The 26,850-nt window shown below is 65.1% G+C and carries 18 protein-coding genes and 3 rRNA genes; 18 read left to right on the top strand and 3 right to left on the bottom strand.

What is annotated here, in order from left to right:
* Positions 1 to 513: a methylated-DNA--[protein]-cysteine S-methyltransferase gene (locus ACQCSY_RS02165; protein WP_427132785.1), complete on the bottom strand. Its 513-nt coding sequence runs from the start codon at positions 511 to 513 to the stop codon at positions 1 to 3.
* Positions 510 to 2,054, bottom strand: coding sequence for a DNA-3-methyladenine glycosylase 2 family protein (locus ACQCSY_RS02160; RefSeq protein ID WP_427132783.1), 1,545 nt, complete (start codon positions 2,052 to 2,054; stop codon positions 510 to 512). Before ACQCSY_RS02160 ends, ACQCSY_RS02165 begins: the two co-directional genes overlap by 4 nt.
* 91 nt (positions 2,055 to 2,145) lie before the next feature.
* Between ACQCSY_RS02160 and ACQCSY_RS02155 the strand changes: the two genes are divergently transcribed.
* Together ACQCSY_RS02155 and ACQCSY_RS02150 are read left to right on the top strand one after the other, a co-directional pair.
* Positions 2,146 to 2,829 (top strand): DNA-3-methyladenine glycosylase, encoded by a 684-nt coding sequence (locus tag ACQCSY_RS02155; protein ID WP_427132781.1) that lies wholly within the window; start codon positions 2,146 to 2,148, stop codon positions 2,827 to 2,829.
* A gap of 53 nt (positions 2,830 to 2,882) precedes the next feature.
* Positions 2,883 to 3,488, top strand: coding sequence for a hypothetical protein (locus tag ACQCSY_RS02150; RefSeq protein WP_427132779.1), 606 nt, complete (start codon positions 2,883 to 2,885; stop codon positions 3,486 to 3,488).
* 82 nt (positions 3,489 to 3,570) lie between these two features.
* Here ACQCSY_RS02150 and ACQCSY_RS02145 read toward each other — a convergent pair whose 3' ends face one another.
* Entirely contained in the window at positions 3,571 to 3,870 is a 300-nt protein-coding gene (locus tag ACQCSY_RS02145; protein WP_427132777.1) for a GNAT family N-acetyltransferase, read from the bottom strand.
* 497 nt (positions 3,871 to 4,367) lie between these two features.
* Between ACQCSY_RS02145 and ACQCSY_RS02140 the strand changes: the two genes are divergently transcribed.
* From ACQCSY_RS02140 to ACQCSY_RS02065, 16 genes are all read left to right on the top strand, one after another.
* Positions 4,368 to 6,596 carry a HelD family protein gene (locus tag ACQCSY_RS02140; RefSeq protein ID WP_427132775.1) on the top strand — a complete coding sequence of 743 codons (2,229 nt, stop codon included), beginning with the start codon at positions 4,368 to 4,370 and terminating at the stop codon, positions 6,594 to 6,596.
* Positions 6,597 to 6,672: 76 nt separating this feature from the next.
* Positions 6,673 to 7,986, top strand: coding sequence for a tyrosine--tRNA ligase (gene tyrS / locus ACQCSY_RS02135; protein ID WP_427132773.1), 1,314 nt, complete (start codon positions 6,673 to 6,675; stop codon positions 7,984 to 7,986).
* A 516-nt stretch (positions 7,987 to 8,502) separates the two neighbouring features.
* Positions 8,503 to 10,028, top strand: a 16S ribosomal RNA gene (locus tag ACQCSY_RS02130).
* A gap of 541 nt (positions 10,029 to 10,569) precedes the next feature.
* Positions 10,570 to 13,717 (top strand): 23S ribosomal RNA (locus ACQCSY_RS02125).
* 250 nt (positions 13,718 to 13,967) lie between these two features.
* A 5S ribosomal RNA gene (gene rrf / locus ACQCSY_RS02120) occupies positions 13,968 to 14,084 on the top strand.
* The 16S, 23S and 5S rRNA genes sit together here, the layout of an rRNA operon.
* Positions 14,085 to 14,472: 388 nt before the next feature.
* Positions 14,473 to 16,434 (top strand): hypothetical protein, encoded by a 1,962-nt coding sequence (locus tag ACQCSY_RS02115; RefSeq protein WP_427132771.1) that lies wholly within the window; start codon positions 14,473 to 14,475, stop codon positions 16,432 to 16,434.
* Between the two features lie 4 nt (positions 16,435 to 16,438).
* Positions 16,439 to 17,428, top strand: a complete 990-nt coding sequence (locus ACQCSY_RS02110) for an HAD-IIA family hydrolase (protein ID WP_427132769.1) — start codon at positions 16,439 to 16,441, stop codon at positions 17,426 to 17,428.
* A gap of 9 nt (positions 17,429 to 17,437) precedes the next feature.
* On the top strand, positions 17,438 to 17,716 hold the full coding sequence (locus tag ACQCSY_RS02105) for a hypothetical protein (RefSeq protein ID WP_427132767.1): 279 nt from the start codon (positions 17,438 to 17,440) through the stop codon (positions 17,714 to 17,716).
* Positions 17,703 to 18,515: a TlyA family RNA methyltransferase gene (locus ACQCSY_RS02100; RefSeq protein WP_427132766.1), complete on the top strand. Its 813-nt coding sequence runs from the start codon at positions 17,703 to 17,705 to the stop codon at positions 18,513 to 18,515. Before ACQCSY_RS02105 ends, ACQCSY_RS02100 begins: the two co-directional genes overlap by 14 nt.
* Before the next feature lie 22 nt (positions 18,516 to 18,537).
* On the top strand, positions 18,538 to 19,575 hold the full coding sequence (locus ACQCSY_RS02095) for an NAD kinase (RefSeq protein WP_427132764.1): 1,038 nt from the start codon (positions 18,538 to 18,540) through the stop codon (positions 19,573 to 19,575).
* Between the two features lie 3 nt (positions 19,576 to 19,578).
* Positions 19,579 to 21,315, top strand: coding sequence for a DNA repair protein RecN (recN, locus tag ACQCSY_RS02090; protein ID WP_427132762.1), 1,737 nt, complete (start codon positions 19,579 to 19,581; stop codon positions 21,313 to 21,315).
* Between the two features lie 61 nt (positions 21,316 to 21,376).
* Positions 21,377 to 23,155: a CTP synthase gene (locus tag ACQCSY_RS02085; RefSeq protein ID WP_427135619.1), complete on the top strand. Its 1,779-nt coding sequence runs from the start codon at positions 21,377 to 21,379 to the stop codon at positions 23,153 to 23,155.
* A gap of 27 nt (positions 23,156 to 23,182) precedes the next feature.
* A complete protein-coding gene (locus ACQCSY_RS02080; protein WP_427132760.1) occupies positions 23,183 to 23,845 on the top strand; it encodes an NUDIX domain-containing protein in 663 nt (220 codons plus the stop codon).
* The gene (xerD, locus tag ACQCSY_RS02075) at positions 23,845 to 24,915 is read left to right on the top strand and encodes a site-specific tyrosine recombinase XerD (RefSeq protein WP_427132758.1); all 1,071 of its coding nucleotides are present in this window, start codon (positions 23,845 to 23,847) and stop codon (positions 24,913 to 24,915) included. Before ACQCSY_RS02080 ends, xerD begins: the two co-directional genes overlap by 1 nt.
* 69 nt (positions 24,916 to 24,984) lie before the next feature.
* The gene (locus ACQCSY_RS02070; RefSeq protein ID WP_427132756.1) at positions 24,985 to 25,473 is read left to right on the top strand and encodes an 8-oxo-dGTP diphosphatase; all 489 of its coding nucleotides are present in this window, start codon (positions 24,985 to 24,987) and stop codon (positions 25,471 to 25,473) included.
* Positions 25,474 to 25,620: 147 nt separating this feature from the next.
* Positions 25,621 to 26,787, top strand: coding sequence for an ISAs1 family transposase (locus ACQCSY_RS02065; RefSeq protein WP_427128838.1), 1,167 nt, complete (start codon positions 25,621 to 25,623; stop codon positions 26,785 to 26,787).
* Positions 26,788 to 26,850: the final 63 nt, after the last annotated feature.

The raw sequence follows: 26,850 nt of genomic DNA, 5'->3' as shown, positions 1-26,850 counted from the left end.
TCACTTCAAGGCGAGGGCCAGTTCGCGTTCGCGGTCCAGGAGGCTTTCCTTGATGACCAGTCCCCAGCGGAATCCGCCCAGGCTCCCGTCGGTGCGGATGACGCGGTGGCAGGGCACGAACAGGGCCGCCGCGTTGAAGGCGCACGCACTTGCCGCCGCGCGGACGGCCTTGGGATTGCCGGACAGCTCCGCGTATTCCGTGTACGTCACGGGGCTTCCCGGTGCCACGGTCCGAAGCACATCCCAGGCGTGGCTGCGGAAGGGGCCCGACTTCTGCAGCACGGGCACCTCCATGGCCCGGCCGGGATTTCCGGCGTAGAACTCATCCACGGCCTCGGAGATGGATCCGAGCTCCGTGACGGTCTCATATTCGCCCGGCAGGAGGTCCGCGTGGATCTGGCCGGTCAGCTCGTCGGGAACGGCGGTCCAGCCCGAGGACAGCACGGCGCCGTCGCGGGCAATGATGGTGAAGGGGCCGTCCGGGGTGGACATGGTCAACAGCTGGGCTTTCATTGTTTCGCCTTCTTCGGAGTCGGGGGCTGCTTGCGTGCCGCGGCCTGCGCTGCGGCGGCCGCGCGCCAGAGGTGCATGGTGGCGTAGGAGCGCCACGGGCTGACCTCGCTGAAATCGGGTGTCAGCGCGGCGCCAGCAAGCGCCGTGCCACCGGTCGTCGGGTCAGCAGTTATCGGGTCAGCAGTTATCGGGTACAGGGAGCGGATGCCGTTGCGGACCGCGGCGTCGTTGGCGAGGAATATGTCCGGGGCGCCGATGACACGCATCGCGACATAGCCCACCGTCCACGGCCCGACGCCGGCAAGCGGCAGGAGCTTGGACTCCAGCCCGGGCAGGTCATCGCCGTAGCCGAAATCGAGTTCCCCTGAGGCCATCGCCGCCGCGGCAGCACGGACGGAGTCGATCCGGCGCTGCGGACCGCGGAGCAGCTCGAAGCCGGTCTCCGCAATTTGTGCTGCCGAAGGGAACAGCCGGTGCAGGCCGTCGGCCGGCACCAGGCTCTCGCCCCCGGCTTCGGAGAGCTGGACCAGGGCCGTTCGGGCCGCAGCCACGGTGATCTGCTGGCCGATCATCGCCCGGATCAGCAGCTCCTGCGGATCAACGGCCCCCGGCATCCGCATGCCCGGTGTGCCCGCCACACTGGCGGCCAGCCGGGGATCGGCGGCGAGAGCGCCGTCGATGGCGACCGGATCGGCGTCGAGATCCAGGAGGCGGCGGACCCGGCTGAGCAGGGAGGCGAGGTCCCGCAGGTCGACGGCGCCGATCGTCAGGACGAGGGGACGCCCGGCCGCGCCGGCGTCGTAGTCCACCCGGAAGCGGGCATCGCCGTGGGCCAGCCGCAGGGTCCGCGCGTAGGAACGGGACGTCCCTTCCTCGATGCCGGCGACGGCACGGACGGCGAGGAAGTCGAAGATGCCGGGATCGAACGGCTCCCGGTACGGAAGGTTCAGCGTCAGCGCCGTAGAGGAGGCGGGCGCCCGGTGGTGCCGGGCCGTGGCCCGGAGCGCGGAGGGCGTCATGGCAAAGACCTCGCCGATGGTCTCGTTGAACTGGCGCACGCTGCTGAAACCGGCCGCAAAGGCGATGTCGGACACCTTCATGGCCGTGGAGACCAGCAGGGTGCGGGCGGTCTGGGCGCGGCTTGCCCGGGCCAGCGAGAGCGGGCCGGCGCCGAGCTCGTGGCTGAGGATCCGGTTGAGCTGGCGCGAGGAATAGCCTAGGCGGGACGCCAGCCCCTCCACGCCGTCGCGGTTGATCACGCCGTCATTGATCAGCCGCATGGCCCGGCCCGCGATGTCCGAACGGAGGTTCCAGGCGGGTGTGCCGGGCACGGCTTCCGGCAGGCAGCGTTTGCAGGCCCGGTAGCCGGCGTCGTGGGCGGCGGCGGACGTCTCATAGAACGTGACGTTGCCCGCTTTGGGGGTCCGGGCCGGGCAGGACGGCCGGCAGTAGATGCCGGTGGTCCGGACAGCGGTATAGAACTGCCCGTCGAAACGGGTGTCGCGGGCATCGATTGCCCGGTAGCGCTGCCAGAAGTCCATGGCTCCATCCTGCCAGCTTCCCGGTTAGCCTGCTAGCGGAATTCGGACACGGCCGTGGAGCGGGCAGCCGCGGAATTGCTAAAGTCTGAGCATGATTTCCAGTCCGCTTCCTGCCGGGCCGCCGGCAGGCCGGGACGACGGGTCCGACGCGAGCCAGGCGCTCCGGCGGCTGCTCTCGGCGGACGCCAGGCACGTGGCGCCCCTGCTGCTCGGCGCCGTGCTGACGCATGAGGGACGCGATGGGCCGGTGTCGGTGCGGATCACGGAAGTCGAGGCGTACCTGGGGCCGCACGACTCGCTGCGCCCGGATCCCGGCTCGCACACCTTCCGCGGTGCGACGGCCCGCAATGCGCCGATGTTCGGCCCGGCCGGGCACCTGTACGTGTATTTCACCTACGGTATGCACCATTGCGCCAACATCGTCTGCGGGCCCGAGGGCGTGGCCTCGGCCCTGTTGCTCCGGGCCGGGGAGGTCGTGGCAGGCCAGGAGCTGGCACTGGCCAGGCGCCCGACGTCGAAATCCGCCAGGGACCTGGCCAGCGGACCCGCGCGGCTCGCCACGGCGCTCGGCCTCACGACGGCGGACAGCGGACGGGACGCACTCGGCCCGCCGTTCCGGCTGGAACTGCCGGCGGTTCCGCCGTCCGCTGTCAGTTCAGGACCTCGGGTCGGCGTCTCCGGGGACGGCGGTACGGACGACTATCCCTGGCGCTTCTGGCTGACCGGCGATCCAACCGTGTCCCGCTATAAAGCGGCGAAGGTGCGGGGCGCGTAGCTGGGCATGCAATCTGATTCTTTAACATCCTGGGTGGGGGATGATGAATCATTATGGGCGAGGGTAAACGTGGGAAACCAACTAGCGAGTTCGAAAGGCTCCAGATTTTCGAGAAGCTGGCCACCGAATACTTCCGAATGGTCGAACTTTTCATTCCTGGTGGAGAGCCGGTACCTCTCAACTCCACTGAGGGGGAGCGCAGGCACTGGGTGGAGCTCTTGCGTGCGGCCCTGTTGCGTAAATTCATCGTTCGTGATGAACACGTTTCGCTCAAGCTAGTGGTCAGGGCCCTCCGCCTGTGCAACTACTCTGTGGACTGCAAGGTGGCGGAGGGGACAGACGAAGTGACTCATCTGTTCACCGCCGAGATGGTTCAGGACCGCCAAGCTTTGACGTCAGGACCAGCTCAAGATGATGGGCATGACCTCTTCGATGACGTTCTTTACGGACGGCTCTTGCATGGCGACGCTGACAGGTTCCACCGTTCCGAATGGGCGGACGACTACGCCCGGATGAGTACCGCAGCGGCCGGACGGTTCGACGCGGAGCGTGCGCTCAGAAAAGCGCTCGAAGTCGTCAGGTACGGGCTCGCGAATGAACTCCTGCGGTCTCCAGATGAACCGACCGACGATGCCGAGCCTCCAATGGCAAATTTCTAGGTATTTCTAGAACTCGCGCGTGAGGCACCACGGCGCTCGGACTCACGCGATTCTGGCTCACCGGCGACCCCACCGTGTCCCGCTACAAGGCGGCGAAGGCCCGGAGCGGGTACTCTTCCGCGACCGCGAATGGGGCAAGTCGCCGCAGGAAGTCTTCCCGCACCCGCGGCCACTCCTCCGAGAGGAGCGAGAAGACCGCCGTGTCCGAACGGCCCCCGCCGGGCGCAGCGCGGTGGCCGCGGAGGATCCCCTTGAAGCGGGCCCCAAGCCATTCGATCCCCGTCGCGCTCCGAGTGTTGCGGGAGTCGCAACGGAACTCCACCCGATGGACTTCCAGTACCTCAAACGCAAAGGAGAGCAGCATGTTCTTGCTGCCGGCCATAAAACGTTCCGCCGATTTCCAGGCGCTGCTGGGCGGGGACGTAGTCGCGAAGGGCGGTCGTGCCCCAGGAGAGCTCCCGTGCGCCCGTCGGTCACGGTGCAGGGAATCGTGGCGGGAGCGTCCAGCCTGGACTGAAACAGAGCGGCCAGCTCGTCCTGCGTCCGGGGCATCGCGGCGGCCATGGAGCGGGCGGACGATTTGGTACCAGCCAATAAGGTGGATGGATGAATCAAAGGGAGTCGGACCAGATCAGAACGGCGGAACCGGTGGACCAGCTGTTCAGCTGCCTGAGCACCGAATCCGCTCCCTGCTGCGCCTCTAGCTAGACCATTCCGGCTGTATCGGTAGAATTCGCTGACAAACACTGCCTTGCTTGTTGCCTTGATGAGTTGCCTTGATGAGTTGCCTTGACAAGTTCACTGCCTGACATGTTCAAACGGGTTTACCGAAATGGTTGTAGAATGGACGGTCTGTCTTTTTCGATAGGGGAACGTTCGATGCACGACGCTGATTTGGCCCATGAACGCGACTATGTGGCCGGACTCTACGCCCGGCTCGATGAGTTGCGGGCAGAAAAGCGCGCCCAGCTGGCCCAGGTCCGCCGCGCCGGTGCCGTGGGCACCATGCAGAATGTCTCCGAACGCGACGCCTTCGCGGCACTCTACGAGGACCGTCTCGCCCAGCTCGACGCCGTCGACGACCGCCTGGTATTCGGCCGCCTGGACCTTGATTCCGGGGAGGCCCAGTACATCGGCCGCATCGGCCTGACCACCGAGGACCTCCAGCGCCTCATGGTGGACTGGCGGGCGCCCGAAGCGGGCCACTTCTACCAGGCGACGGCGTTCGACCGCCAGGGAGTCCGCCGCCGCCGCCACCTGATCCTGCAGGGCCGCGAAGTCAAGGCGATCGAGGATGACGTGCTCGACGCCGACATGCTCGCCGACAACGATTCGCTCCAAGGCGAAGGCGCGCTGCTGGCCGCGCTGAATTCCAAGCGGACGGGCCGGATGTCCGACATCGTCGGCACCATCCAGTCCGAACAGGACCGGATCATCCGTTCCTCCATTTCCGGGGCACTCGTTGTCCAGGGCGGACCGGGCACCGGCAAGACGGCCGTCGCACTGCACCGCGCCGCCTACCTGCTCTATACCCACCGGGACCGGCTCAAGACCGCCGGCGTACTACTGGTGGGTCCGACGTCGTCCTTCATGAAGTACATCGAACGCGTGCTGCCCTCGCTCGGCGAGACCGGCGTCGTGATGGCGAGCCTGGGCCGGCTGATGCCCGGCATCACCGCCGTTGCGGAGCCGGAGTCCACCGTCGCCGCCATCAAGGGCCGGCTCGACATGGCCGACGTCGTGGCCAACGCCGTGGCCAACCGGCAGCGGATCCCCGCCGGGAACCGGGTCCTCGAGGTTGACGGGCGCAAGCTTGTCCTGACGCCACGGCAGGTCCGCCGGGCCCGGGAAAAGGCACGCGCCACCCGTAAGCCGCACAACGAGGCCCGCGTCTCCTTCGTCAAGATCCTGCTGCGCGAACTGACTGAACAGATGACGGAACTGGTGGAGGCGGGCAGCATCGGCAACAACGCCGACCGCTCCTACCTGGCCGAGGACGTCCGCTCGGCCCGGGACGTCCGGATTGCCCTGAACCTGTGCTGGATGCCGATGACCCCGGAGAAGCTCGTGGGGGAGCTGCTGAGCAAACCGGCCATCCTGGCAGCGTGCACCCCGAACCTCAGCCAGGCGGAGCGGGCCCTGCTGCTGCGGCCGGCCGAATCGCCCTGGACCGAGGCCGATGTCCCGCTGCTGGACGAAGCCGCGGAACTTCTCGGCGAGCTCGACACCGCAGCCGGACGGGGACTGGCCCAGCAGGAACACGACCGCGCCCGCGACTTGGCCAATGCCAAGCAGACCCTGGTCAACATGGAAACAGCCGGCGTGGATGTCCTCATCTCCGCCGAGGACCTGGTGGACCAGAACCAGGAACGCGAAGCCCGGTTGACTGCCGCGGAGCGTGCCACCACCGATCGCACCTGGGCCTTCGGGCACATCGTGGTGGATGAGGCGCAGGAACTCTCGCCTATGCAGTGGCGGCTGCTGGTCCGCCGCTGCCCGCTGAAGTCCTTCACGATCGTGGGGGACATCGCCCAGACAAGTTCCGTTGCCGGAGCCAATTCCTGGCACAGCGCCCTGGCCCCCATGTTCGGGGACCGCTGGCAGCTCGAGGAACTCACCGTCAACTACCGCACCCCCTCCCAGATCGCCGAAGCGGCCGCGCGGATGGCTAACGCGGCCGGACTGGTTGTCTCGGCCCCCAAGGCAGTCCGGGAAGGGCGCTGGGCCCCTGTCATCGACCGCGTCGGGACGGGCCAGATCGTCGACAAGCTCGTCGAGGTGCTTCCGGACGAGCTTGGCGCCATCGAGGGCGGCCTTCTTGCCGTGATAGCCGACGGCGCGCTGCTGCCGGAGGCCACCAAGGCGCTGCGCGCCGTGTATGGCCGTCGCGTCGGGACCGGTGCCGGGAGCTATGTGCAGGATATCGTGGTGATCAGCCCCCGCGAGGCAAAGGGCCTGGAGTTCGACGGCGTCGTGGTGCTGGAGCCGACGGCGATGCTCAACCATGAGCATGGCCGGGTCGGCGACCTCTACGTCGCCATGACCAGGCCCACGCAGCGCCTGAGGCTTATCGCCGCCGCCGGGGTGCCGGCCGGCATCGAGGACTGAGCCCGTTACCTGGGCTGCGTCACCTGCACGGCGTCACCTGCACTGCGGGTGAGCCGATCCTGCTAACTTAGATTCCGTGTCCCAGCTAAATAATCTCGATGCCCAGCAGAACGACCCAAGCTTCGCCAATATCTGGCAGGAGCTGAAATGGCGCGGCTTGGTCCACGTCTCCACGGATGAGGCGGAGCTGGAAAAGCTGCTCGCCGGGGATCCCGTGACGTACTACTGCGGCTTCGACCCGACCGCACCGAGCCTGCACCTGGGCAACCTTGTACAGCTGCTGCTCATGCGCCGGATCCAGCTGGCCGGCCACAAGCCCCTCGGGCTGGTCGGCGGTTCCACCGGTTTGATCGGCGATCCGCGCCCGACGGCGGAGCGCACCCTCAACACCAAGGACACGGTTTCGGAGTGGGTAGGGTACCTGCAAGCCCAGGTCCGTCGCTTCCTCAGCTTCGAGGGCGACAACGCAGCCCGGATGGTCAACAACCTGGACTGGACGGCGCCGTTGAGCGCCATCGACTTCCTGCGCGAGATCGGAAAGCACTTCCGTGTCGGCACTATGCTGCGCAAGGATGCCGTGGCGTCACGCCTTGGCTCCGACGAGGGCATCAGCTACACCGAGTTCAGCTACCAGATCCTGCAGGGCATGGACTACCTCCAGCTCTTCCGCGACTACGACTGCGTGCTGCAGACCGGCGGCTCGGACCAGTGGGGCAACCTGACCAGCGGCACCGAACTCATCCGCAAGGTTGAGGGCAAGCATGTCCACGCCCTCGGCACGCCGCTCATCACCAACTCCGACGGCACCAAGTTCGGCAAGAGCGAAGGCAACGCAATCTGGCTGGATCCGGAGATGTGCAGCCCGTACGCCTTCTACCAGTTCTGGCTCAACACGGCGGACGACGACGTCGCGGCGCGCCTTAAAGTGTTCACCTTCCTGAGCCGGGCGGAGATTGAGGCCCTGGAGGTCGCCGTCGCAGAGCGGCCGTTCGCCCGGGAAGGCCAGCGGAAGCTGGCCTACGAGGTGACCTCGCTCGTCCACGGAGTGGACGCCACGGAGAAGGTCATCGCAGCATCGGCAGCGGTGTTCGGCAACGGTGACCTTACGTTGCTGGATGAGGCAACCCTGAAGGCCGCGACCTCGGAACTGCCTTCCGTCACTGTCGACGCCGGCGGCTTGGGAATCATCGAACTGCTGGTGGCCTCCGGCCTGTCGGAAAGCAAGTCGGCCGCCCGCCGCACCGTGGGTGAAGGCGGGGCCTACGTGAACAACGCGAAGGTATCGGATCCTGAGACGGTTGTCGCTCTCAGCCAGTTGCTGCATGGGCGGTACCTACTGCTGCGCCGGGGCAAGAAGAACCTGGCAACGGTGGAAGTCTCCGCGTCCTGAACCGGTCCCAAAAGTCATCTGCACGCTCCTCCCCGGCCGATTTGCACGGCAGGGGAGGAGCGTGTAATGTTTTCTGAGTTGCCGCCGCTGAGTGGTGACAGACCCCCAACAAATGAGAAGCAATTCTTCATGCGCTAGGCGCTGATAATGAAAAATTGCTCCAATTATGCTGGGCGGATTCGCTCCACCGAGTGAAATTCGGATGAAAATCCCGAATTTGCAAAGTGGAAATGAATGAAATAAGCTATGAACATCGCAGCGAAGAAAAGCGAAACAAAGAATTCATTGAAATACGAAAAATGAATTGTTTCGACAAGTATTCGAATGTGTCTGTTGTTTGAGAACTCAATAGTGTGCCAAGTTTGTTGATACCAATTTATTTATATGGATTGGTTGAATTTGCCGGATCCCGCCACCCCGTGGTGTGGTCTGGTGTTTTTGGCTGGTTTCAAATTTTGTGCAGCCTTCTTCTCCCGTTTTCCCGGGGGTGTTGGTTGTGTCTGTTTTTGTTTTACTTCAACGGAGAGTTTGATCCTGGCTCAGGATGAACGCTGGCGGCGTGCTTAACACATGCAAGTCGAACGATGATCCGGTGCTTGCACCGGGGATTAGTGGCGAACGGGTGAGTAACACGTGAGTAACCTGCCCTTGACTCTGGGATAAGCCTGGGAAACCGGGTCTAATACCGGATATGACTTCCTGCCGCATGGCGGGGGGTGGAAAGCTTTACGGCGGTTTTGGATGGACTCGCGGCCTATCAGCTTGTTGGTGAGGTAATGGCTCACCAAGGCGACGACGGGTAGCCGGCCTGAGAGGGTGACCGGCCACACTGGGACTGAGACACGGCCCAGACTCCTACGGGAGGCAGCAGTGGGGAATATTGCACAATGGGCGCAAGCCTGATGCAGCGACGCCGCGTGAGGGATGACGGCCTTCGGGTTGTAAACCTCTTTCAGTAGGGAAGAAGCGAAAGTGACGGTACCTGCAGAAGAAGCGCCGGCTAACTACGTGCCAGCAGCCGCGGTAATACGTAGGGCGCAAGCGTTATCCGGAATTATTGGGCGTAAAGAGCTCGTAGGCGGTTTGTCGCGTCTGCCGTGAAAGTCCGGGGCTCAACTCCGGATCTGCGGTGGGTACGGGCAGACTAGAGTGATGTAGGGGAGACTGGAATTCCTGGTGTAGCGGTGAAATGCGCAGATATCAGGAGGAACACCGATGGCGAAGGCAGGTCTCTGGGCATTAACTGACGCTGAGGAGCGAAAGCATGGGGAGCGAACAGGATTAGATACCCTGGTAGTCCATGCCGTAAACGTTGGGCACTAGGTGTGGGGGACATTCCACGTTTTCCGCGCCGTAGCTAACGCATTAAGTGCCCCGCCTGGGGAGTACGGCCGCAAGGCTAAAACTCAAAGGAATTGACGGGGGCCCGCACAAGCGGCGGAGCATGCGGATTAATTCGATGCAACGCGAAGAACCTTACCAAGGCTTGACATGGACCGGAAACACCTGGAAACAGGTGCCCCGCTTGCGGCCGGTTCACAGGTGGTGCATGGTTGTCGTCAGCTCGTGTCGTGAGATGTTGGGTTAAGTCCCGCAACGAGCGCAACCCTCGTTCCATGTTGCCAGCGCGTAGTGGCGGGGACTCATGGGAGACTGCCGGGGTCAACTCGGAGGAAGGTGGGGACGACGTCAAATCATCATGCCCCTTATGTCTTGGGCTTCACGCATGCTACAATGGCCGGTACAAAGGGTTGCGATACTGTGAGGTGGAGCTAATCCCAAAAAGCCGGTCTCAGTTCGGATTGGGGTCTGCAACTCGACCCCATGAAGTCGGAGTCGCTAGTAATCGCAGATCAGCAACGCTGCGGTGAATACGTTCCCGGGCCTTGTACACACCGCCCGTCAAGTCACGAAAGTTGGTAACACCCGAAGCCGGTGGCCTAACCCCTTGTGGGAGGGAGCTGTCGAAGGTGGGACTGGCGATTGGGACTAAGTCGTAACAAGGTAGCCGTACCGGAAGGTGCGGCTGGATCACCTCCTTTCTAAGGAGCACCTACAGGCTGTCTGTCCCGTGTATGCGGGGTGCGAGAGTCTGTCAGGAGTATATGCCCGCTGCGCAGACGATTGTTCTGCGGCGGGTGCTCACGGGTGGAATATCAACGAATAGGTGCCTGGCGGCACGGGCCGGTAACAAGTACGGACACTCCTTTCGGGGAGGGTCCTGGAACGTCACCGGATTGATGCTGCCGGGTAGTGTTTGGCACACTGTTGGGTCCTGAGGCAACAGGACCGCGGCGCATGCCTGTTCCCGTTTTGTCGGTGGCGGGTGTGCGGTGCGGGACGTTTGTTTCTGGTTTCCTGGCCGCGCCGATCATGCACGGAGCCCCTTGGGGGTGTGTGTGGGGTGTGGGGTACGGGGTTGTTGTTTGAGAACTACATAGTGGACGCGAGCATCTTTTATAAGAAGCAATTTCCAAGAATATGAACCTGGATCTGTGCCGTGGACTTGGTTGTGCCTTCGGGTGTGGCTGGTTGCGGTGTGGTTTCCGTGGTTCTCTCGTGAAGTAGTTTTTGATCTTTTGTGGTCAAGTTTTTAAGAGCACACGGTGGATGCCTTGGCATTAGGAGCCGAAGAAGGACGTAGGAATCTGCGATAAGCCTGGGGGAGTCGATAACCGGACTGTGATCCCAGGGTGTCCGAATGGGGAAACCCCGCCACGCGTCGCAAGGCGACGTGGTGACCCGCATCTGAACACATAGGGTGCGTGGAGGGAACGCGGGGAAGTGAAACATCTCAGTACCCGCAGGAAGAGAAAACAATAGTGATTCCGTCAGTAGTGGCGAGCGAACGCGGATCAGGCTAAACCGTTCCATGTGTGATAGCCGGCGGGCGTTGCATGGTCGGGGTTGTGGGACTTTCCATACCAGCTCTGCCGGGCTGGGAAGGTGAGAGTGTGGACATAGGTGAACGGTCTTGAAAGGCCGGCCGTAGAGGGTGTGAGCCCCGTAACCGAAATGTTGTGCACCGCCTGGGAGGTATCCCAAGTAGCACGGGGCCCGAGAAATCCCGTGTGAATCTGTCAGGACCACCTGATAAGCCTAAATACTCCCTAATGACCGATAGCGGACCAGTACCGTGAGGGAAAGGTGAAAAGTACCCCGGGAGGGGAGTGAAACAGTACCTGAAACCGTGTGCTTACAATCCGTCGGAGCAGCCGTGAGTAATCACAAGTAGCTGTGACGGCGTGCCTTTTGAAGAATGAGCCTGCGAGTTAGTGTTACGTCGCGAGGTTAACCCGTGTGGGGAAGCCGTAGCGAAAGCGAGTCTGAACAGGGCGTTGCAGTGGCGTGATCTAGACCCGAAGCGAAGTGATCTACCCATGGCCAGGTTGAAGCGACGGTAAGACGTCGTGGAGGACCGAACCCACTTCAGTTGAAAATGGAGGGGATGAGCTGTGGGTAGGGGTGAAAGGCCAATCAAACTTCGTGATAGCTGGTTCTCCCCGAAATGCATTTAGGTGCAGCGTTGCGTGTTTCTTGCCGGAGGTAGAGCTACTGGATGGCTAATGGGCCCTACAAGGTTACTGACGTCAGCCAAACTCCGAATGCCGGTAAGTGAGAGCGCAGCAGTGAGACTGTGGGGGATAAGCTTCATAGTCGAGAGGGAAACAGCCCAGACCACCAACTAAGGCCCCTAAGCGTGTGCTAAGTGGGAAAGGATGTGGAGTTGCGAAGACAACCAGGAGGTTGGCTTAGAAGCAGCCATCCTTAAAAGAGTGCGTAATAGCTCACTGGTCAAGTGATTCCGCGCCGACAATGTAGCGGGGCTCAAGTACACCGCCGAAGTTGTGGATTTCGGACAACAGCCAAGCCGCCCCTTGTGGGTTGGTTCAGGCGTCCGGAGTGGTAGGGGAGCGTCGTGTGGGCAGTGAAGTCGCGGTGTAAACCAGCGGTGGAGCCCACACGAGTGAGAATGCAGGCATGAGTAGCGAAAGACGGGTGAGAAACCCGTCCGCCGAATGATCAAGGGTTCCAGGGTCAAGCTAATCTGCCCTGGGTAAGTCGGGACCTAAGGCGAGGCCGACAGGCGTAGTCGATGGACAACGGGTTGATATTCCCGTACCGGTGAAAAACCGTCCATGCCGAACGGGGGACACTAACCGCCCGAAACCTGCCCGATCGTCCTTCGGGATGTGCGGGTTTTGGTGGAGCGCGGGACCTGATCCCGGGAGGCAAGCGTATTAACAGGTGTGACGCAGGAAGGTAGCCGAGCCGGGCGATGGTTGTCCCGGTCTAAGGATGTAGGGCGAACGGTAGGCAAATCCGCCGTTCATGATGCCTGAGATCTGACGGGACCCCCGTGAGGGGGGATTCGGTGATCCTATGCTGCCGAGAAAAGCATCGACGCGAGGTTTCAGCCGCCCGTACCCCAAACCGACACAGGTGATCAGGTAGAGAATACTAAGGCGATCGAGAGAATTATGGTTAAGGAACTCGGCAAAATGCCCCCGTAACTTCGGGAGAAGGGGGCCCCCAGCGTGATGGACACTTTGCTGTCCGGAGCGTGCAGGGGCCGCAGAGACCAGGGGGAAGCGACTGTTTACTAAAAACACAGGTCCGTGCGAAGTCGCAAGACGATGTATACGGACTGACTCCTGCCCGGTGCTGGAAGGTTAAGAGGACCGGTTAGCCGCAAGGCGAAGCTGAGAATTCAAGCCCCAGTAAACGGCGGTGGTAACTATAACCATCCTAAGGTAGCGAAATTCCTTGTCGGGTAAGTTCCGACCTGCACGAATGGAGTAACGACTTCCCCGCTGTCTCAACCATAAACTCGGCGAAATTGCAGTACGAGTAAAGATGCTCGTTACGCGCAGCAGGACGGAAAGACCCCGAGACCTTTACTATAGTTTGGTATTGGTGTTCGGAGTGGCTTGTGTAGGATAGGTGGGAGACGTGGAAGCCCGGACGCCAGTCCGGGTGGAGTCATCGTTGAAATACCACTCTGGTCACTTTGGACATCTAACTTCGGCCCGTAATCCGGGTCAGGGACAGTGCCTGATGGGTAGTTTAACTGGGGCGGTTGCCTCCTAAAAAGTAACGGAGGCGCCCAAAGGTTCCCTCAGCCTGGTTGGCAATCAGGTGTCGAGTGTAAGTGCACAAGGGAGCTTGACTGTGAGAGAGACATCTCGAGCAGGGACGAAAGTCGGGACTAGTGATCCGGCGGTACATTGTGGAATGGCCGTCGCTCAACGGATAAAAGGTACCTCGGGGATAACAGGCTGATCTTGCCCAAGAGTCCATATCGACGGCATGGTTTGGCACCTCGATGTCGGCTCGTCGCATCCTGGGGCTGGAGTAGGTCCCAAGGGTTGGGCTGTTCGCCCATTAAAGCGGTACGCGAGCTGGGTTTAGAACGTCGTGAGACAGTTCGGTCCCTATCCGCTGCGCGCGCAGGAAATTTGAGAAGGGCTGTCCTTAGTACGAGAGGACCGGGACGGACGAACCTCTGGTGTGTCAGTTGTACTGCCAAGTGCACCGCTGATTAGCTACGTTCGGATGGGATAACCGCTGAAAGCATCTAAGCGGGAAGCTCGCTTCGAGATGAGATTTCCATACACCTTGTGTGTGAGAGGCCCCCAGCCAGACCACTGGGTTGATAGGCCGGATGTGGAAGCGAGGACCAACGACTCGTGAAGCTGACCGGTACTAATAGGCCGATAACTTACACCACACACCACCGGTGAACGGCGTCAAAAGACGTTCACACCAACGGCGGTAAAAAAGAAAACAAGACTGCTTGCGTCCACTATGTGGTTCCCAGACAACAAACCCTTACCGGTATAGTTGTTCCAGGGAACAAAAACCACAACACAATAACAACACCACCACGCCCGGCCCAGGTCAGGCAACGGTGGAACCACAGTTGTTGTAACCACAGATTTCCCACCCCCGGGCACACCCGGCGGGACGGGACAAAGGGTTACGGCGGTCATAGCGTGGGGGAAACGCCCGGTCCCATCCCGAACCCGGAAGCTAAGACCCACAGCGCCGATGGTACTGCACCCGGGAGGGTGTGGGAGAGTAGGTCACCGCCGGACAACCATTAAACGGTCGAGAGCCCCCAACCACAGGTCGGGGGCTCTCCCGCATTTAACACGCCTGCGCCAAAACGGCTTGAAATGCCAGGGTCGTCAGCCGGCGGCCGGCGGCCGCACCTGAGCCAGGCACCTCCGCCGCCGGGAAACACGCACCCTCTCCGCCGGCGCGCCGCCGTCGCAACGGCATGGCCTGATCCGCACTTGTGAGACTTGCCACCGGAGGGCCCGATTGGGTTGGTGCCGTTAGCCGGTGGCGGGCGGCTCGCCTAGAATTGGATGAGATGTACGGACTTCGAAGCGCTTGATTTCGGGTTGCGTAGGAAACGAAACACGGAACAGAGCGGCTGCCATTGCGCCAGTGGTCAGCTCATAACAGGAGGAATCCAGCATGGCTGAGCACAACGAAGGCAACCGAGGCGGCAAAGACCGCGGCAACTTTGGCGGACGCAGTTCGGGCGGAGGCCCCTTCCGCGGCACGAACAACTCAGGCGGTGACCCTCGCGGATTCCGGGCCAGGGACGATAGTGACCGCAAGCCGTCTGGAGACAGTCCCGCGCGTGAAGGCGGGGAGCGCCGCAGCTTCGGCGCCGGGGATCGCGACCGTAAGCCGTTCACCGGCGGCGGCGACCGTAAGCCGTTCAGCGGTGCCGGCGATCGCGATCGCAAGCCGTTTGGCGATCGTGCCCCGCGTGAAGGCGGGGAACGCCGTAGCTTCGGTGCCGGCGACCGTAAGCCGTTCAGCGGTGCCGGCGATCGCGACCGCAAGCCATTTGGTGATCGTGCTCCGCGTGAAGGCGGGGAACGCCGTAGCTTCGGTGCCGGGGACCGTGACCGTAAGCCGTTCAGCGGTGCCGGGGACCGTGACCGTAAGCCGTTCAGCGGTGCCGGCGACCGTGACCGTAAGCCGTTCAGCGGTGCCGGCGACCGTGACCGTAAGCCGTTCAGTGATCGTGCTCCGCGTGAAGGCGGGGAACGCCGTAGCTTCGGTGCCGGCGACCGTGACCGTAAGCCGTTCGGCGGTGCCGGCGACCGTGACCGTAAGCCGTTCGGCGGTGCCGGCGACCGTGACCGTAAGCCGTTCGGCGGTGCCGGCGACCGTGACCGTAAGCCGTTCGGCGGTGCCGGCGACCGTGACCGGAAACCGTTCAGCGGCGGCGACAACCGGAAGCCATTCGGCAACCGCGAGGACCGTCCGGCCAGGAGCTTCGACCGCGGCGACTCGGGTCCGCGCCAGTTCGGACGCGACCGCGCTGAAGACCGCCCGGTCCGTGTACCGAACGCCCGCGATCTCCGCAGCGCCAACCGCCCCGACCGCGAGCGTTCACCCCAGATTGATGAGGACGTCACGGGCAAGGAACTTGACCGCGCCACGCAACACCAGATCAAGACCCTCGAAGCCAACAGCGCTGAATGGGTGGCCCGCCATCTGGTCATGGCAGGACGCCTCATTGACGACGAGCCCGAGCTCGCCTTCCAGCACGCCCTTGCGGCAAGCCGCCGCGGCGGCCGCCTGGCGGCTGTCCGCGAGGCCGTCGGCCTGACCGCCTACGCGGCCGGCCACTACGGTGAGGCGCTGCGGGAATTCCGCACCTACCGCAGGATCAGCGGTTCAAACATGCACTTGCCGGTCATGGCTGACTGCGAGCGTGGCCTGGGCCGCCCCGATCGCGCCCTGGACATGGCGCGATCCGAAGAAGCCAAGGACCTCGACGCCCCCGGCAAGGTGGAACTGGCCATTGTGGCCTCCGGTGCCCGCACTGACTTGGGACAGCTCGACGCCGCAGTCTCCGAGTTGGAGATCCCCCAGCTGGACATCAACCGGGCCTTCTCCTACAGCCCTCGCCTCTTCCGTGCCTACGCCGATGCCCTGACTGCAGCCGGCCGCGCCGGTGATGCCGGCAAGTGGCGGCACCAGGCCGGGGCCGCGGAGAACGCGCTCGGCCTCGGTACTGACGAGGAACCGGACATCATCGACCTCGGCTGGGATGAGGAAGAGGAAGCCCGCGAGGAAGAGCAGCAGCGCCGGCTGCGCGCCCAGCAGGCGGCCGAGGCCGACGCCGGGGCCGAAGAGCGGGCACCGCGCGCCGCCGGGGCCGCAGCCGTGGCTGGCCTGCCGGAAGCGTCCGCAGCCGAGTCCGGATTTGACTCCCTTGATGAGGGCTCCGACGACGTAGAAGCGGACTACTTCGAGTCGGACGACTCGGAGTCCGATGAGGATTCCGTGGAGAAGGATGCCCTGGACCGTTCTGAGGTACTGACCGGAGAAGACGCCGGCCACGCCGATTCCCACGACGCAGCCTTCGGCGGGCAGCCGGAACAGTCGGATCAGCCGGAACGCGTCGAGGACTAGTCGGATGGCCGGGACGGACTTGATCTCCACCTTCGATGCCCTGCTCGCCGATCTCGACGGCGTGGTCTACGCAGGACCCAACGCCATCCCGGGGGCTGTGGAGTCGCTGCGCAGACTCGCTGGAATCGGCGTCGGCCTGGGCTATGTCACGAACAACGCGTCACGGACGCCCGCGCAGGTAGCCCGGCACCTGCGCGAGCTCGGTGCGCCGGCGGAGGACCACCAGGTGGTCAGTTCCTCGCAGGCCGCCGCTGCGCTGCTGGCGTCGCTGCTGCCTGCCGGGGCACCCGTGCTCATCACCGGCAGTGCGGCGCTGGCGCGGGAGATTGATCTGGTCGGTCTGGTCCCGGTCCGCAGCGCGGCGGGAAACCCCGTCGCCGTCGTGCAGGGATTCAGCCCCGATATCGGCTGGAAGGACCTCGCGGAAGCGTCGTACGTCGTCGCCGGCGGCGCCCTGTGGGTGGCGACCAACACGGACATGTCCATTCCCCAGGCCCGGGGCATTGCCCCGGGCAACGGAACGCTTGTGGCCGCCGTGGCGGCGGCCACAGGCCGGACGCCTCTCGTCGCAGGCAAGCCACAAGCGCCGCTGTTCCACACCGCCGCCAAGCGGCTGGCCGCGGACCGGCCGCTCGTCGTCGGCGACCGCCTGGATACCGACATCCTCGGCGGCAACAACGCCGGGTTTGCCACGGTGGCCGTCCTCACGGGCGTCGACACCCGGGAATCGATCCTCGCCGCCCGGACGGTGGAGCGCCCTGATTTTGTCATCAGGAACCTGACGGAGCTCTACCTGCCCTACCCGGCGGTGGAGTACGACGCCGGACGGTTCCGCAGCGGCTCGGCCTCCGCGATCGTGCGCGGACAGTCTGTCCACATCAGCGGCGATCCCGCCGACCTTGATTCCTGGCGGGCGGCCTGTTCGGCCTGGTGGGCCGCGAACCCCGAGACCACCAGCGCCCTGGCGCCGGTGGTCGAATGGCTCGATCACTAAACTGGACACATGACCGAGCTGAACCGCGCAACTGAGACGGAAGAACCTGAGGTGGAGGACGCGCTGGCGGGAGTCACTTGGCCTTCGCTCCCGTCGGAGCAGCCGGAAGCAGCCCGGGACCCGGCCGTCAGCGCCGTGCTGGATCGCCTCGGCGCGCTGCCGGAGACGCCTGTGTCCGGGCACAGCGACATCTACGGCGGACTGTACGACGAGCTGATGGAAGCCCTCAACGAGGACGTCGCAGGACATATCAGTGCAATGGGGGATGCCTCAGATGAGCAGGCTTGACCAGATCCTTGTCAGCCAAGGGCTGGCAAGGTCCCGCACCCATGCCGCACGACTGATCGCCGAAGGCAAGGTCAGCTCCGGCGGCGAGGTGCTGGCGAAGGCCTCGCTCCAGATCCAGGACGGCACCGTGCTGGAAGTCGCCGCCACCGGCGAGGACAGCTACGTCAGCCGCGCGGGACATAAGCTGGCCGGTGCGCTGGATGCCTTCCCCGCCGTCGAGGTCGCCGGCAAGCGGTGCCTCGACGCCGGTGCCTCCACCGGCGGTTTCACCGATGTGCTGCTCCGGCGCGGTGCAGACCACGTTGTGGCGGTGGATGTGGGGCACGGCCAGCTGGTCCCGGAAATCCGGAACGATGCCCGGGTCTGGGTCCACGAGGGCCTCAACGTCCGGTACATGACGCCGGAGGAGATCGGCGGGCCCGTCTCCCTGACAGTGGCGGACCTGTCCTTCATCTCCCTGACCCTGGTGGTTGCGCCCCTGGCCGCCTGCACGGAGCCCGGCGGGGACCTCGTCCTCATGGTGAAACCGCAGTTCGAGATCGGCAAGGACCGGCTGGGTCGCACCGGCGTGGTCACCTCCGAGCGGGAGCGCCGCCTCGCGGTGGGCAAAGTTGCCGCCGCCGCGATGGATGCGGGCCTTGAACTGAAGGGCCTTGCCGGCAGCCCGTTGCCCGGCCAGGACGGAAACGTCGAGTACTTCCTGTGGATAAAGCGCGGGATCCGGACAGACCTGCCTAAGATCGAGGAGCGGGACGCAGCCGTTGCTGCGATGCTCGGAACAATCTGGCCGAACCACTAGTACCACCAGAAGGCGGAACCCGATGAGCAGGCGTGTCCTCATCCTTGCCCACACAGGCCGCGAGGAATCCCTCAAGGCTGCCTGGGAAGCGTGCGCCCAGCTGCATGCCTCCGGCCTTGTCCCGGTGATGCAGAAAACCGAGCTCGGGGACATGGTCCGCTTCTTCGGGCGCCTCGACCAGCCCGTTGAGGTCCTCCATGACCACGTGAAGCTGCCCGACGTCGAACTCGTCATGGTGCTCGGCGGGGACGGCACCATCCTGCGGGCCGCGGAACTCGTGCGGGAAGTCGATGTGCCACTGCTGGGCGTCAACCTCGGCCACGTGGGCTTCCTGGCCGAGAGCGAGCGGGCCGACCTTGCCCAGACCGTCGAGTGGATCGCCAGCCGAGAGTACACGGTGGAAGAGCGGATGACCATCGACGTCCAGGTCTGGGTCCGCGGGCAGAAGATCTGGCACACCTGGGCGCTCAACGAGGCCGCGATCGAAAAAGGCAACCGGGAACGCATGCTCGAGGTGGTCACCGAAGTCGATGAACGCCCGCTGACCTCGTTCGGCTGCGACGGCGTGGTCCTCGCCACCCCCACCGGTTCAACCGCGTACGCTTTCTCCGCCGGCGGCCCGGTGGTGTGGCCGGAGGTCGAGGCGCTGCTGATCGTGCCGATCAGCGCCCACGCGCTCTTCGCCAAACCGCTCGTGGTCTCGCCGCGGTCCCGCCTCGCCGTCGAGATCCTGAACCGGACCGACGCCCAGGGCGTGCTGTGGTGCGACGGCCGCCGGTCCGTGGACCTGCCGCCCGGCGCCCGCGTGGAAGTGACCCGGTCCGCCACGCCCGTGCGGCTGGCGCGGACGCACCAGACTCCCTTCTCCGGGCGGCTGGTCCGCAAGTTCGAACTTCCGATCCAGGGCTGGCGTGGCCCCATGCCACAGACCGAAGCCGTCCACACCGGGCCCGTGCCGGTTATCCGCACGCCCCGCCCCATGCCGCCGCTGCCCGCGCCGCGCCACGCGGGCCCCGCGGGGGCAACTGATCAGGCACCCGATCCATCGACTGCGGAGTGAACCATGCTTGAAGAACTGAGAATCCGCGACCTCGGCGTCATCACCGACGCCACCCTGCCGCTGGGCCCGGGCCTGAGCGTGGTGACCGGTGAAACCGGTGCGGGCAAGACCATGGTGGTCACCGCCGTCGGGCTGCTGCTCGGTGCCAGATCCGACGCCGGGGCCGTGCGCAGCGGCGCGAAAAGCGCCTCCGCCGAGGCCGTGCTGAAACTCGACGCCGGGCACGCCGCCGTCGTGCGGGCGCGTGAGGCCGGGGCCGACGTCGAGGAGGTCGACGGCGGCGTGGAACTGCTGCTCGCCCGCAGCGTCGGCGCGGACGGCCGCAGCCGGGCGTACCTCGGCGGACGCGCCGCCCCCGTCGGGGTGCTCGCAGAAATCGGCGAAACCCTCGTGGTGGTCCACGGACAGTCCGACCAGATCAGGCTCAAGAGCCCGGTGGCGCAGCGCGGCGCCCTGGACAAGTTCGCGGGGGAGCCCCTGGCGGGAACCCTGGCCGCGTACCAGGAACTGTACGCCCACTGGCACGCGAGCCAGGCCGAACTCGATGCACTCCGCAGCGCCGCCCGCGAACGCCTCCGTGAGGCGGAATCGCTGGAGGTTGCCCTCGCGGAGATCGACGCCGTGGACCCGCAGCCGGGGGAGGACGAGTCCCTCAAGGCCGAGGCCGTCAAGCTCGCGAACGTCGAGGAGCTGCGGATCGCGGCCACCACCGCGCATCAGGCGCTCATCGCCGAGGACTTCGGGGAGGGCAGCGACGCCACCGCCCTGGTGGACGCCGCCAAGCGCACCCTGGAGCACGTTGCCGAACACGATGAGGAACTGGGAGCCGCGGCGGCCCGCCTGGCAGAGGTCGGCTTCCTGCTCAACGACATCGCCGCCGAGCTGGCCAGCTACCAGGCCGCGCTCGATACCGAGGGTCCCGAGCGGCTCGCCGAGATCGAGGACAGGCGCGCCGCCCTGGCCAGGCTGGTCCGCAAATACGCGCCCAGCATCGACGAAGTGCTGGTCTGGGCCGAGGAGGCCCGGGCACGGTACGAGGAGCTGCAGGACGACTCCACCCGGATCGAGGCACTGGACGCCGAAGTCGCCCGCGCCGAGGCCGAGCTCCGGAAGCAGGGCGGGACCATCAGCAAGGCCCGCAAGAAGGCCGCCAAGGACCTCTCCGCCCGGGTCAGCGCCGAGCTGAAGGCGCTGGCCATGGCCGATGCCACCCTGGTCATCAACGTGGAGCCCGGCGGGCAGCTGGGACCCTTCGGCGCCGACGACATCTCCTTCCTGCTCCAGCCGCACTCCGGCGCCCCGGCCCGCCCGCTGGGCAAGGGTGCCTCGGGCGGCGAACTCTCCCGCGTGATGCTCGCCATCGAAGTCGTGCTGGCCGCGGTGGATCCGGTCCCCACGTTCGTCTTCGACGAGGTCGACGCCGGCGTCGGCGGGCGCGCCGCCGTCGAGATCGGGCGCCGGCTGGCAATGCTGGCCCGGCACGTCCAGGTGCTCGTGGTCACGCACCTGCCGCAGGTGGCCGCCTTCGCGGACCAGCACATCCGGGTCACCAAGACCTCCGTGCGGGGCGCCGACGGGGCCACGGCAACGGGCTTCACGTCCAGCGACGTGCAGTTGCTGGACGAGGCAGAACGCGTCCGGGAGCTGGCCCGCATGCTGGCCGGCCAGGAGGATTCGGAGTCCGCCCGCGCCCATGCCCAGGAACTGCTGGACGACGCCAAACTCCTGCCGCAGGCCTGAGCGTTACTGGGACAACAATCACAGCGGCATACCGCCGATGGACCCGTGGAAGGCTGAAATGATGATAGGCTCAAACTCCGTGGTGCAGCGATCAAACTCTCGTGTAAATTCCCGGTTCTCGGGCTCGTCCAAGACGACCAAACATATCTTCGTCACCGGCGGTGTGGCGTCCTCGCTCGGCAAGGGACTGACGGCTTCAAGCCTCGGCCACCTGCTGCGGGCACGCGGTTTGTCTGTAACAATGCAAAAGCTCGATCCCTATCTGAATGTGGATCCGGGCACGATGAATCCCTTCCAGCACGGCGAAGTCTTCGTCACTGACGACGGTGCCGAAACGGACCTCGATATCGGCCACTATGAGCGCTTCCTTGACGAAAACCTCGAAGGATCGGCCAACGTCACGACCGGCCAGATCTACTCGACGGTCATCGCGAAGGAGCGTCGTGGCGAGTACCTCGGCGACACCGTCCAGGTCATCCCGCATATCACCGACGAAATCAAGCGCCGCATGCGGCTTCCCGCAGAAGGCAAGAACGCCCCGGATGTCATCATCACCGAAATCGGCGGCACCGTGGGCGACATCGAGTCGCAGCCGTTCCTCGAATCCGCCCGCCAGGTCCGCCAGGACATCGGCCGCGGAAATGTGTTCTTCCTCCACGTCTCCCTCGTGCCGTACATCGGCCCGTCGCAGGAGCTGAAGACCAAGCCGACGCAGCACTCCGTTGCCGCGCTGCGCTCCATCGGCATCCAGCCCGAAGCAATCGTGATCCGCTCGGACCGCGAAGTGCCGCAGGCCATGCGCGACAAGATCGGCCGTATGTGCGACGTCGACATCGACGCCGTCATCGGCTGCCCTGACGCCCCCAGCATCTACGACATCCCCAAGACCCTGCACTCCCAGGGCCTGGACTCGTACATCGTCCGCGCCCTGGACCTTCCCTTCAAGGACGTGGACTGGACCAGCTGGGACAAGCTGCTCGACGCCGTCCACAACCCCAAGCACGAGGTTGAGATCGCGCTCGTGGGCAAGTACATCGACCTGCCGGACGCCTACCTGTCCGTCACGGAGGCCCTGCGTGCCGGCGGCTTCGCCAACGACACCAAGGTCAAGATCCGCTGGGTCCCCTCCGACGAATGCGAAACCCGAGAAGGCGCGGTGCAGTCCCTCGACGGCGTCGACGCCATCTGCGTTCCGGGCGGCTTCGGAATCCGCGGCCTCGAAGGCAAGCTGGGGGCACTGAAGTACGCCCGCGAAACCAAGCTCCCGGTCCTGGGCCTGTGCCTGGGCTTGCAGTGCATGGTGATCGAGTACGCCCGCAACGTGGTCGGCCTCGAAGGCGCGTCCTCGTCCGAGTTCGAGCCGGACTCCAAGTACCCGGTGATTGCCACCATGGAAGAGCAGCTGGACATCGTTGAAGGCAAGGGCGACCTCGGCGGCACCATGCGCCTGGGCCTGTATGAAGCCACGCTTGACGAGGGCTCCGTCGTTGCTGAGACCTACGGCGCCACGAAGGTCAGCGAACGCCACCGGCACCGCTACGAGGTCAACAACAAGTACCGCGAGCAGATTGCCGCCAAGGGCCTGCAGTTCTCCGGAACATCGCCGGACGGCAAGCTCGTGGAGTACGTGGAACTTCCCCGCGACGTCCACCCGTACTACGTCGCCACGCAGGCTCACCCCGAGCTGAGCTCGCGGCCCACGCGCCCGCACCCGCTGTTCGCGGGCCTGGTCAAAGCCGCCCTGCAGCACCAGCAGGACGCCAACGGCGCCCCGGCTGGCAGTGCCAAGGCCGCAGCGCCCGCACCCGCCAAGCCCTCGTCGGCAGCAGTGTCAAAGTAATTCCCAACTGAATCAAAGGACGGCGCGATGCCCGGTATGTCTGAGACCCCCAATGCTGCACGGCAGGTTTCGGATGAACCGAGCCCGCGCCGTCTTTTGTCTTCCCGGAAGGTCTACGAGGGCCGGATCTGGGACGTTGTCAGTGACAGTTTCCAGCTCAGCGACGACGGCGAACCGCTCGTCCGGGACTACATTGACCACCCCGGCGCGGTGGCCGTTCTTCCCATGAACGACGCCGGCGAGGTGCTGCTGATCAGGCAGTACCGGCACCCCGTCGGGATGGACCTGTGGGAGATTCCGGCCGGGCTGCTCGACGTCGAGGGCGAGGACTTCGTCGTCGGGGCGGCACGCGAGCTTGCGGAGGAAGCGGACCTGGTCGCGGGCCGCTGGAACGTGCTGGTGGACTTCTTCAATTCGCCCGGGTCCTCCAGCGAGGCCATCCGGATCTACCTGGCCCGCGGCCTGAGCGACGTGCCCGGGCACGAACGGCACGTCCGCACCGACGAGGAATCCGAAATCGAGCTGCACTGGACGCCGCTGGACGCAGCTGTCGCGGCAGTGCTGGACGGCCGCCTGCACAACCCGTCCGCCGTCGTCGGCATCCTCGCAGCCGCGGCTGCACGTGCGGACAACTTCGAGGGACTCCGTCCGGCCGACGCGCCGTGGCCCGCCCATCCCAGCCAGCGCTGATGACGGAAGCGCTGATTGCCGAACCGTCGGCGGGGGAACCGCCCGCCCCGGCCTCACCACCCGCCGCGAAGGCAACCACTGCCTCACCGGCACGGCCGCTGACGGCGATCGACCGCGCCATGACCGATTACCTGCAGCACATGGGCGTTGAGCGCGGGCTGGCTGCGAACACGCTCTCCGCGTACCGGCGCGACCTCGCCCGGTACGCGAAGCACCTTGCGCAGTCGGGGCGCGAGCGTCCGGCCGACATCACGCGGCACGATGTGACGGGCTTCGTCCAGGCGCTTTCCGACGGTTCCGACGGCGGATCGGCCCTCGGCGTCCGCTCCGCGGCCCGCACGGTGGTGGCCGTGCGCGGACTCCATAAGTTCTGGGCGCTCGAAGGCGTCACGGCCAGCGACCCCGCCAGCGACGTCCACCCGCCCATGCCCGGCAAGCGGCTTCCCAAGGCCATCAGCGTCGACGAGGTCGCCAGGATCCTCGAGGCCGCTGGCAGTGACACGGCCACGGGCCTCCGGGACCGCGCCCTGCTGGAGTTCCTGTACTCCACCGGTGCCCGCATCAGCGAGGCCGTGGGCCTCGATGTGGACGACGTGTCGCTGCCGCCCGGCGGCCAGACAGGCGGGCAGACTGGAGCGGAGTCCGGGGACGCGGGGCCGGCAATTGTCCGGCTGTTCGGTAAAGGCTCCAAGGAGCGCCTCGTGCCGCTGGGATCCTTCGGGGCGCGGGCACTCGACGCCTACCTGGTCCGGGGCCGTCCGCTGCTGGCTGGCAAGGGCACGGGCACGCCGGCCCTTTTCCTGAATGCCCGGGGCGGCAGGATCAGCCGGCAAAGCGCCTGGACCATCCTCAAGACCGCCGCGGAGAAGGCCAACATCACCAAGGACGTCTCGCCGCACACGCTGCGGCACTCGTTCGCCACGCATCTGCTTGAGGGCGGGGCCGACGTCCGGGTTGTCCAGGAACTGTTGGGCCACGCCTCCGTCACCACCACGCAGGTCTACACGCTGGTCACGGCCGATACTCTCCGGGAGATCTACGCCGCCGCGCATCCGCGGGCCCTGGGCTGACAAAGATCCCCGAGACAGCGTCAGGCGGGGGACCGCCGGCCCGTCGGGCGGGGGCGCTACTGTGGAGCCATGAAGTCGACACCTGTGACTCTGTGCTTCCTGTTGCGCGACGGCGCCGCCGGACCGCAGGTCCTGCTGGGAATGAAGAAGACAGGATTCGGCATCGGCAAGATCGTGGGGCTGGGCGGCCATGTGGAGCCGGGGGAGACCGACGCCGAGGCCGCCTGCCGCGAAGTCCACGAGGAAGCCGGCATCATCGTCCGGGAAAGTGACCTACGTGACGCCGGACTTATCGAATTTGTCTTTCCCGCCCGGCCCGAATGGAACATGTCCACCCGCCTGTTCACCGCCCGCCGCTGGACCGGCGACCCTGTCGAAAGCCCGGAGATTATCCCGGAATGGTTCCTGACGTCGTCCCTGCCGCTGGAACGCATGTGGCAGGATGCCGAACACTGGCTGCCGGTGGCATTGGGTGAGCGCGTCGTAGACGCGGTGATCACCCTGAACGACGACAACGAGACGGTGGCCTCGGCGGAATACTCTTCGCGGGGCGTGTAACCTCGGGGTCCGGGCCAGGGCTGATGCAAAGTCGTTGAGCATGCCCGGCGAGTAGGCGCTGACACGCGCTGGATGGGTGCTTTTAAAGAAGGGGAACTCCTGTTAAACAGGTGATTGTCTAGATCGCCGCTTAGCAGGAGTTCCTTCATGCCATCTTCCCCCATCCAGGCCCTCGCACGCCACTTGGAGGACATGCCGGCACAGGCGAAGCCGGCCGTGACGCCCGGCACGATGCGGGACGTCCTGGATTCCGTCCCGGATCCCAGGAAACGCCGGGGCATCCGGTACGGGCTGACGGGAATCCTGGCGCTGGCAATCTGCGCCGTCCTCTCCGGGGCGAAGTCCTTCGCCGAGATCGCCGAATGGGCGGCCGACACGGGCCGCAACCCCCTGGCCAAAGCGGGAATTGGCGTCCCGCACGTGACCACGATCCAGCGTGTCTTGGCCAGGATCGATGGAGATGCGTTCGATACCGCCATCGGGGCATGGGTCACCGCGCAGGTGAAGCCGGCCGTCATCGCCGTGGACGGCAAGGAAGTCCGCGGCGCGAAGAACGGCGGCGGCTCCCGGGTGCATCTGATGGCCGCCGTGGACCACGCCACCGGCACCGTCCTGGGGCAGGTCGACGTGGGCGTGAAGACCAACGAGATCACCTTGTTCACGACTCTTTTGGACAAGTTCACGGACCTTGACGGCATGGTGGTCACCGCCGATGCGATGCACACCCAACGCTCCCACGCCACCTACCTGCACGGCCGCGGCGCGCACTATGTCCTTTGCGTCAAGGGAAACCAAAGGAGCCTGCAGCGGCAGCTGAAAGCGCTGCCCTGGAAGGACGTACCCGTCGGGGACCGCCAGCGGTACCGCAGCCACGGCCGCACCGGTTCCCGGGTCATCAAGGTCGTCACCATCGAGGCCGGCATCCTCTTCCCCCACGCGGCCCAGGCCGCCCAAATCACCCGCCGGTCCCGTCCGCTCACCAGCCGGAAATGGAGTGTTGAAACGGTCTACATGATCACGTCCCTGCCGGCCCGGAAAGCCAGCCCCGCGCAGCTCAACGCCTGGGTCCGCGGGCACTGGACGATCGAGAACCGGCTGCATTGGACCCGGGACGTCACGTTCGCCGAGGATGGTTCCCAGGTGCGCACGGGCAACGCGCCGCGGCTCATGGCCTCGCTGCGGAACCTCGCCATCAGCCTCTACCGGATGGCCAAAACGACCAACATCGCCAAGGCCACCAGACACACCGCCAGAAACGCCCACCGGGCCCTCAGACTCGCACGAATCAGGCCATCACCAGCGACTTTGCATTAGCCCTGGGGTCCGGGCCGGAAACAATGTAGTTAGCCTGCGGTTCAGGACACTTCTTATCTTTGG

The organism is Pseudarthrobacter sp. S9 (genome assembly GCF_050156545.1).
Taxonomy (GTDB): Bacteria; Actinomycetota; Actinomycetes; order Actinomycetales; family Micrococcaceae; genus Arthrobacter.
The sequence above is the reverse complement of the archived record's forward strand: the minus strand, read 5'-3'. Positions and strand labels throughout refer to the sequence as shown.

Bases quoted from the DNA above. Each gene is read 5' to 3' on its own strand.
- ACQCSY_RS02165 (WP_427132785.1), bottom strand. From the start codon at position 513: ATGAAAGCCCAGCTGTTGACCATGTCCACCCCGGACGGCCCCTTCACC.
- ACQCSY_RS02160 (WP_427132783.1), bottom strand. From the start codon at position 2,054: ATGGACTTCTGGCAGCGCTACCGGGCAATCGATGCCCGCGACACCCGT.
- ACQCSY_RS02155 (WP_427132781.1), top strand. From the start codon at position 2,146: ATGATTTCCAGTCCGCTTCCTGCCGGGCCGCCGGCAGGCCGGGACGAC.
- ACQCSY_RS02150 (WP_427132779.1), top strand. From the start codon at position 2,883: ATGGGCGAGGGTAAACGTGGGAAACCAACTAGCGAGTTCGAAAGGCTC.
- ACQCSY_RS02145 (WP_427132777.1), bottom strand. From the start codon at position 3,870: ATGGCCGGCAGCAAGAACATGCTGCTCTCCTTTGCGTTTGAGGTACTG.
- ACQCSY_RS02140 (WP_427132775.1), top strand. From the start codon at position 4,368: ATGCACGACGCTGATTTGGCCCATGAACGCGACTATGTGGCCGGACTC.
- ACQCSY_RS02115 (WP_427132771.1), top strand. From the start codon at position 14,473: ATGGCTGAGCACAACGAAGGCAACCGAGGCGGCAAAGACCGCGGCAAC.
- ACQCSY_RS02110 (WP_427132769.1), top strand. From the start codon at position 16,439: ATGGCCGGGACGGACTTGATCTCCACCTTCGATGCCCTGCTCGCCGAT.
- ACQCSY_RS02105 (WP_427132767.1), top strand. From the start codon at position 17,438: ATGACCGAGCTGAACCGCGCAACTGAGACGGAAGAACCTGAGGTGGAG.
- ACQCSY_RS02100 (WP_427132766.1), top strand. From the start codon at position 17,703: ATGAGCAGGCTTGACCAGATCCTTGTCAGCCAAGGGCTGGCAAGGTCC.
- ACQCSY_RS02095 (WP_427132764.1), top strand. From the start codon at position 18,538: ATGAGCAGGCGTGTCCTCATCCTTGCCCACACAGGCCGCGAGGAATCC.
- recN (WP_427132762.1), top strand. From the start codon at position 19,579: ATGCTTGAAGAACTGAGAATCCGCGACCTCGGCGTCATCACCGACGCC.
- ACQCSY_RS02085 (WP_427135619.1), top strand. From the start codon at position 21,377: ATGATAGGCTCAAACTCCGTGGTGCAGCGATCAAACTCTCGTGTAAAT.
- ACQCSY_RS02080 (WP_427132760.1), top strand. From the start codon at position 23,183: ATGCCCGGTATGTCTGAGACCCCCAATGCTGCACGGCAGGTTTCGGAT.
- xerD (WP_427132758.1), top strand. From the start codon at position 23,845: ATGACGGAAGCGCTGATTGCCGAACCGTCGGCGGGGGAACCGCCCGCC.
- ACQCSY_RS02070 (WP_427132756.1), top strand. From the start codon at position 24,985: ATGAAGTCGACACCTGTGACTCTGTGCTTCCTGTTGCGCGACGGCGCC.
- ACQCSY_RS02065 (WP_427128838.1), top strand. From the start codon at position 25,621: ATGCCATCTTCCCCCATCCAGGCCCTCGCACGCCACTTGGAGGACATG.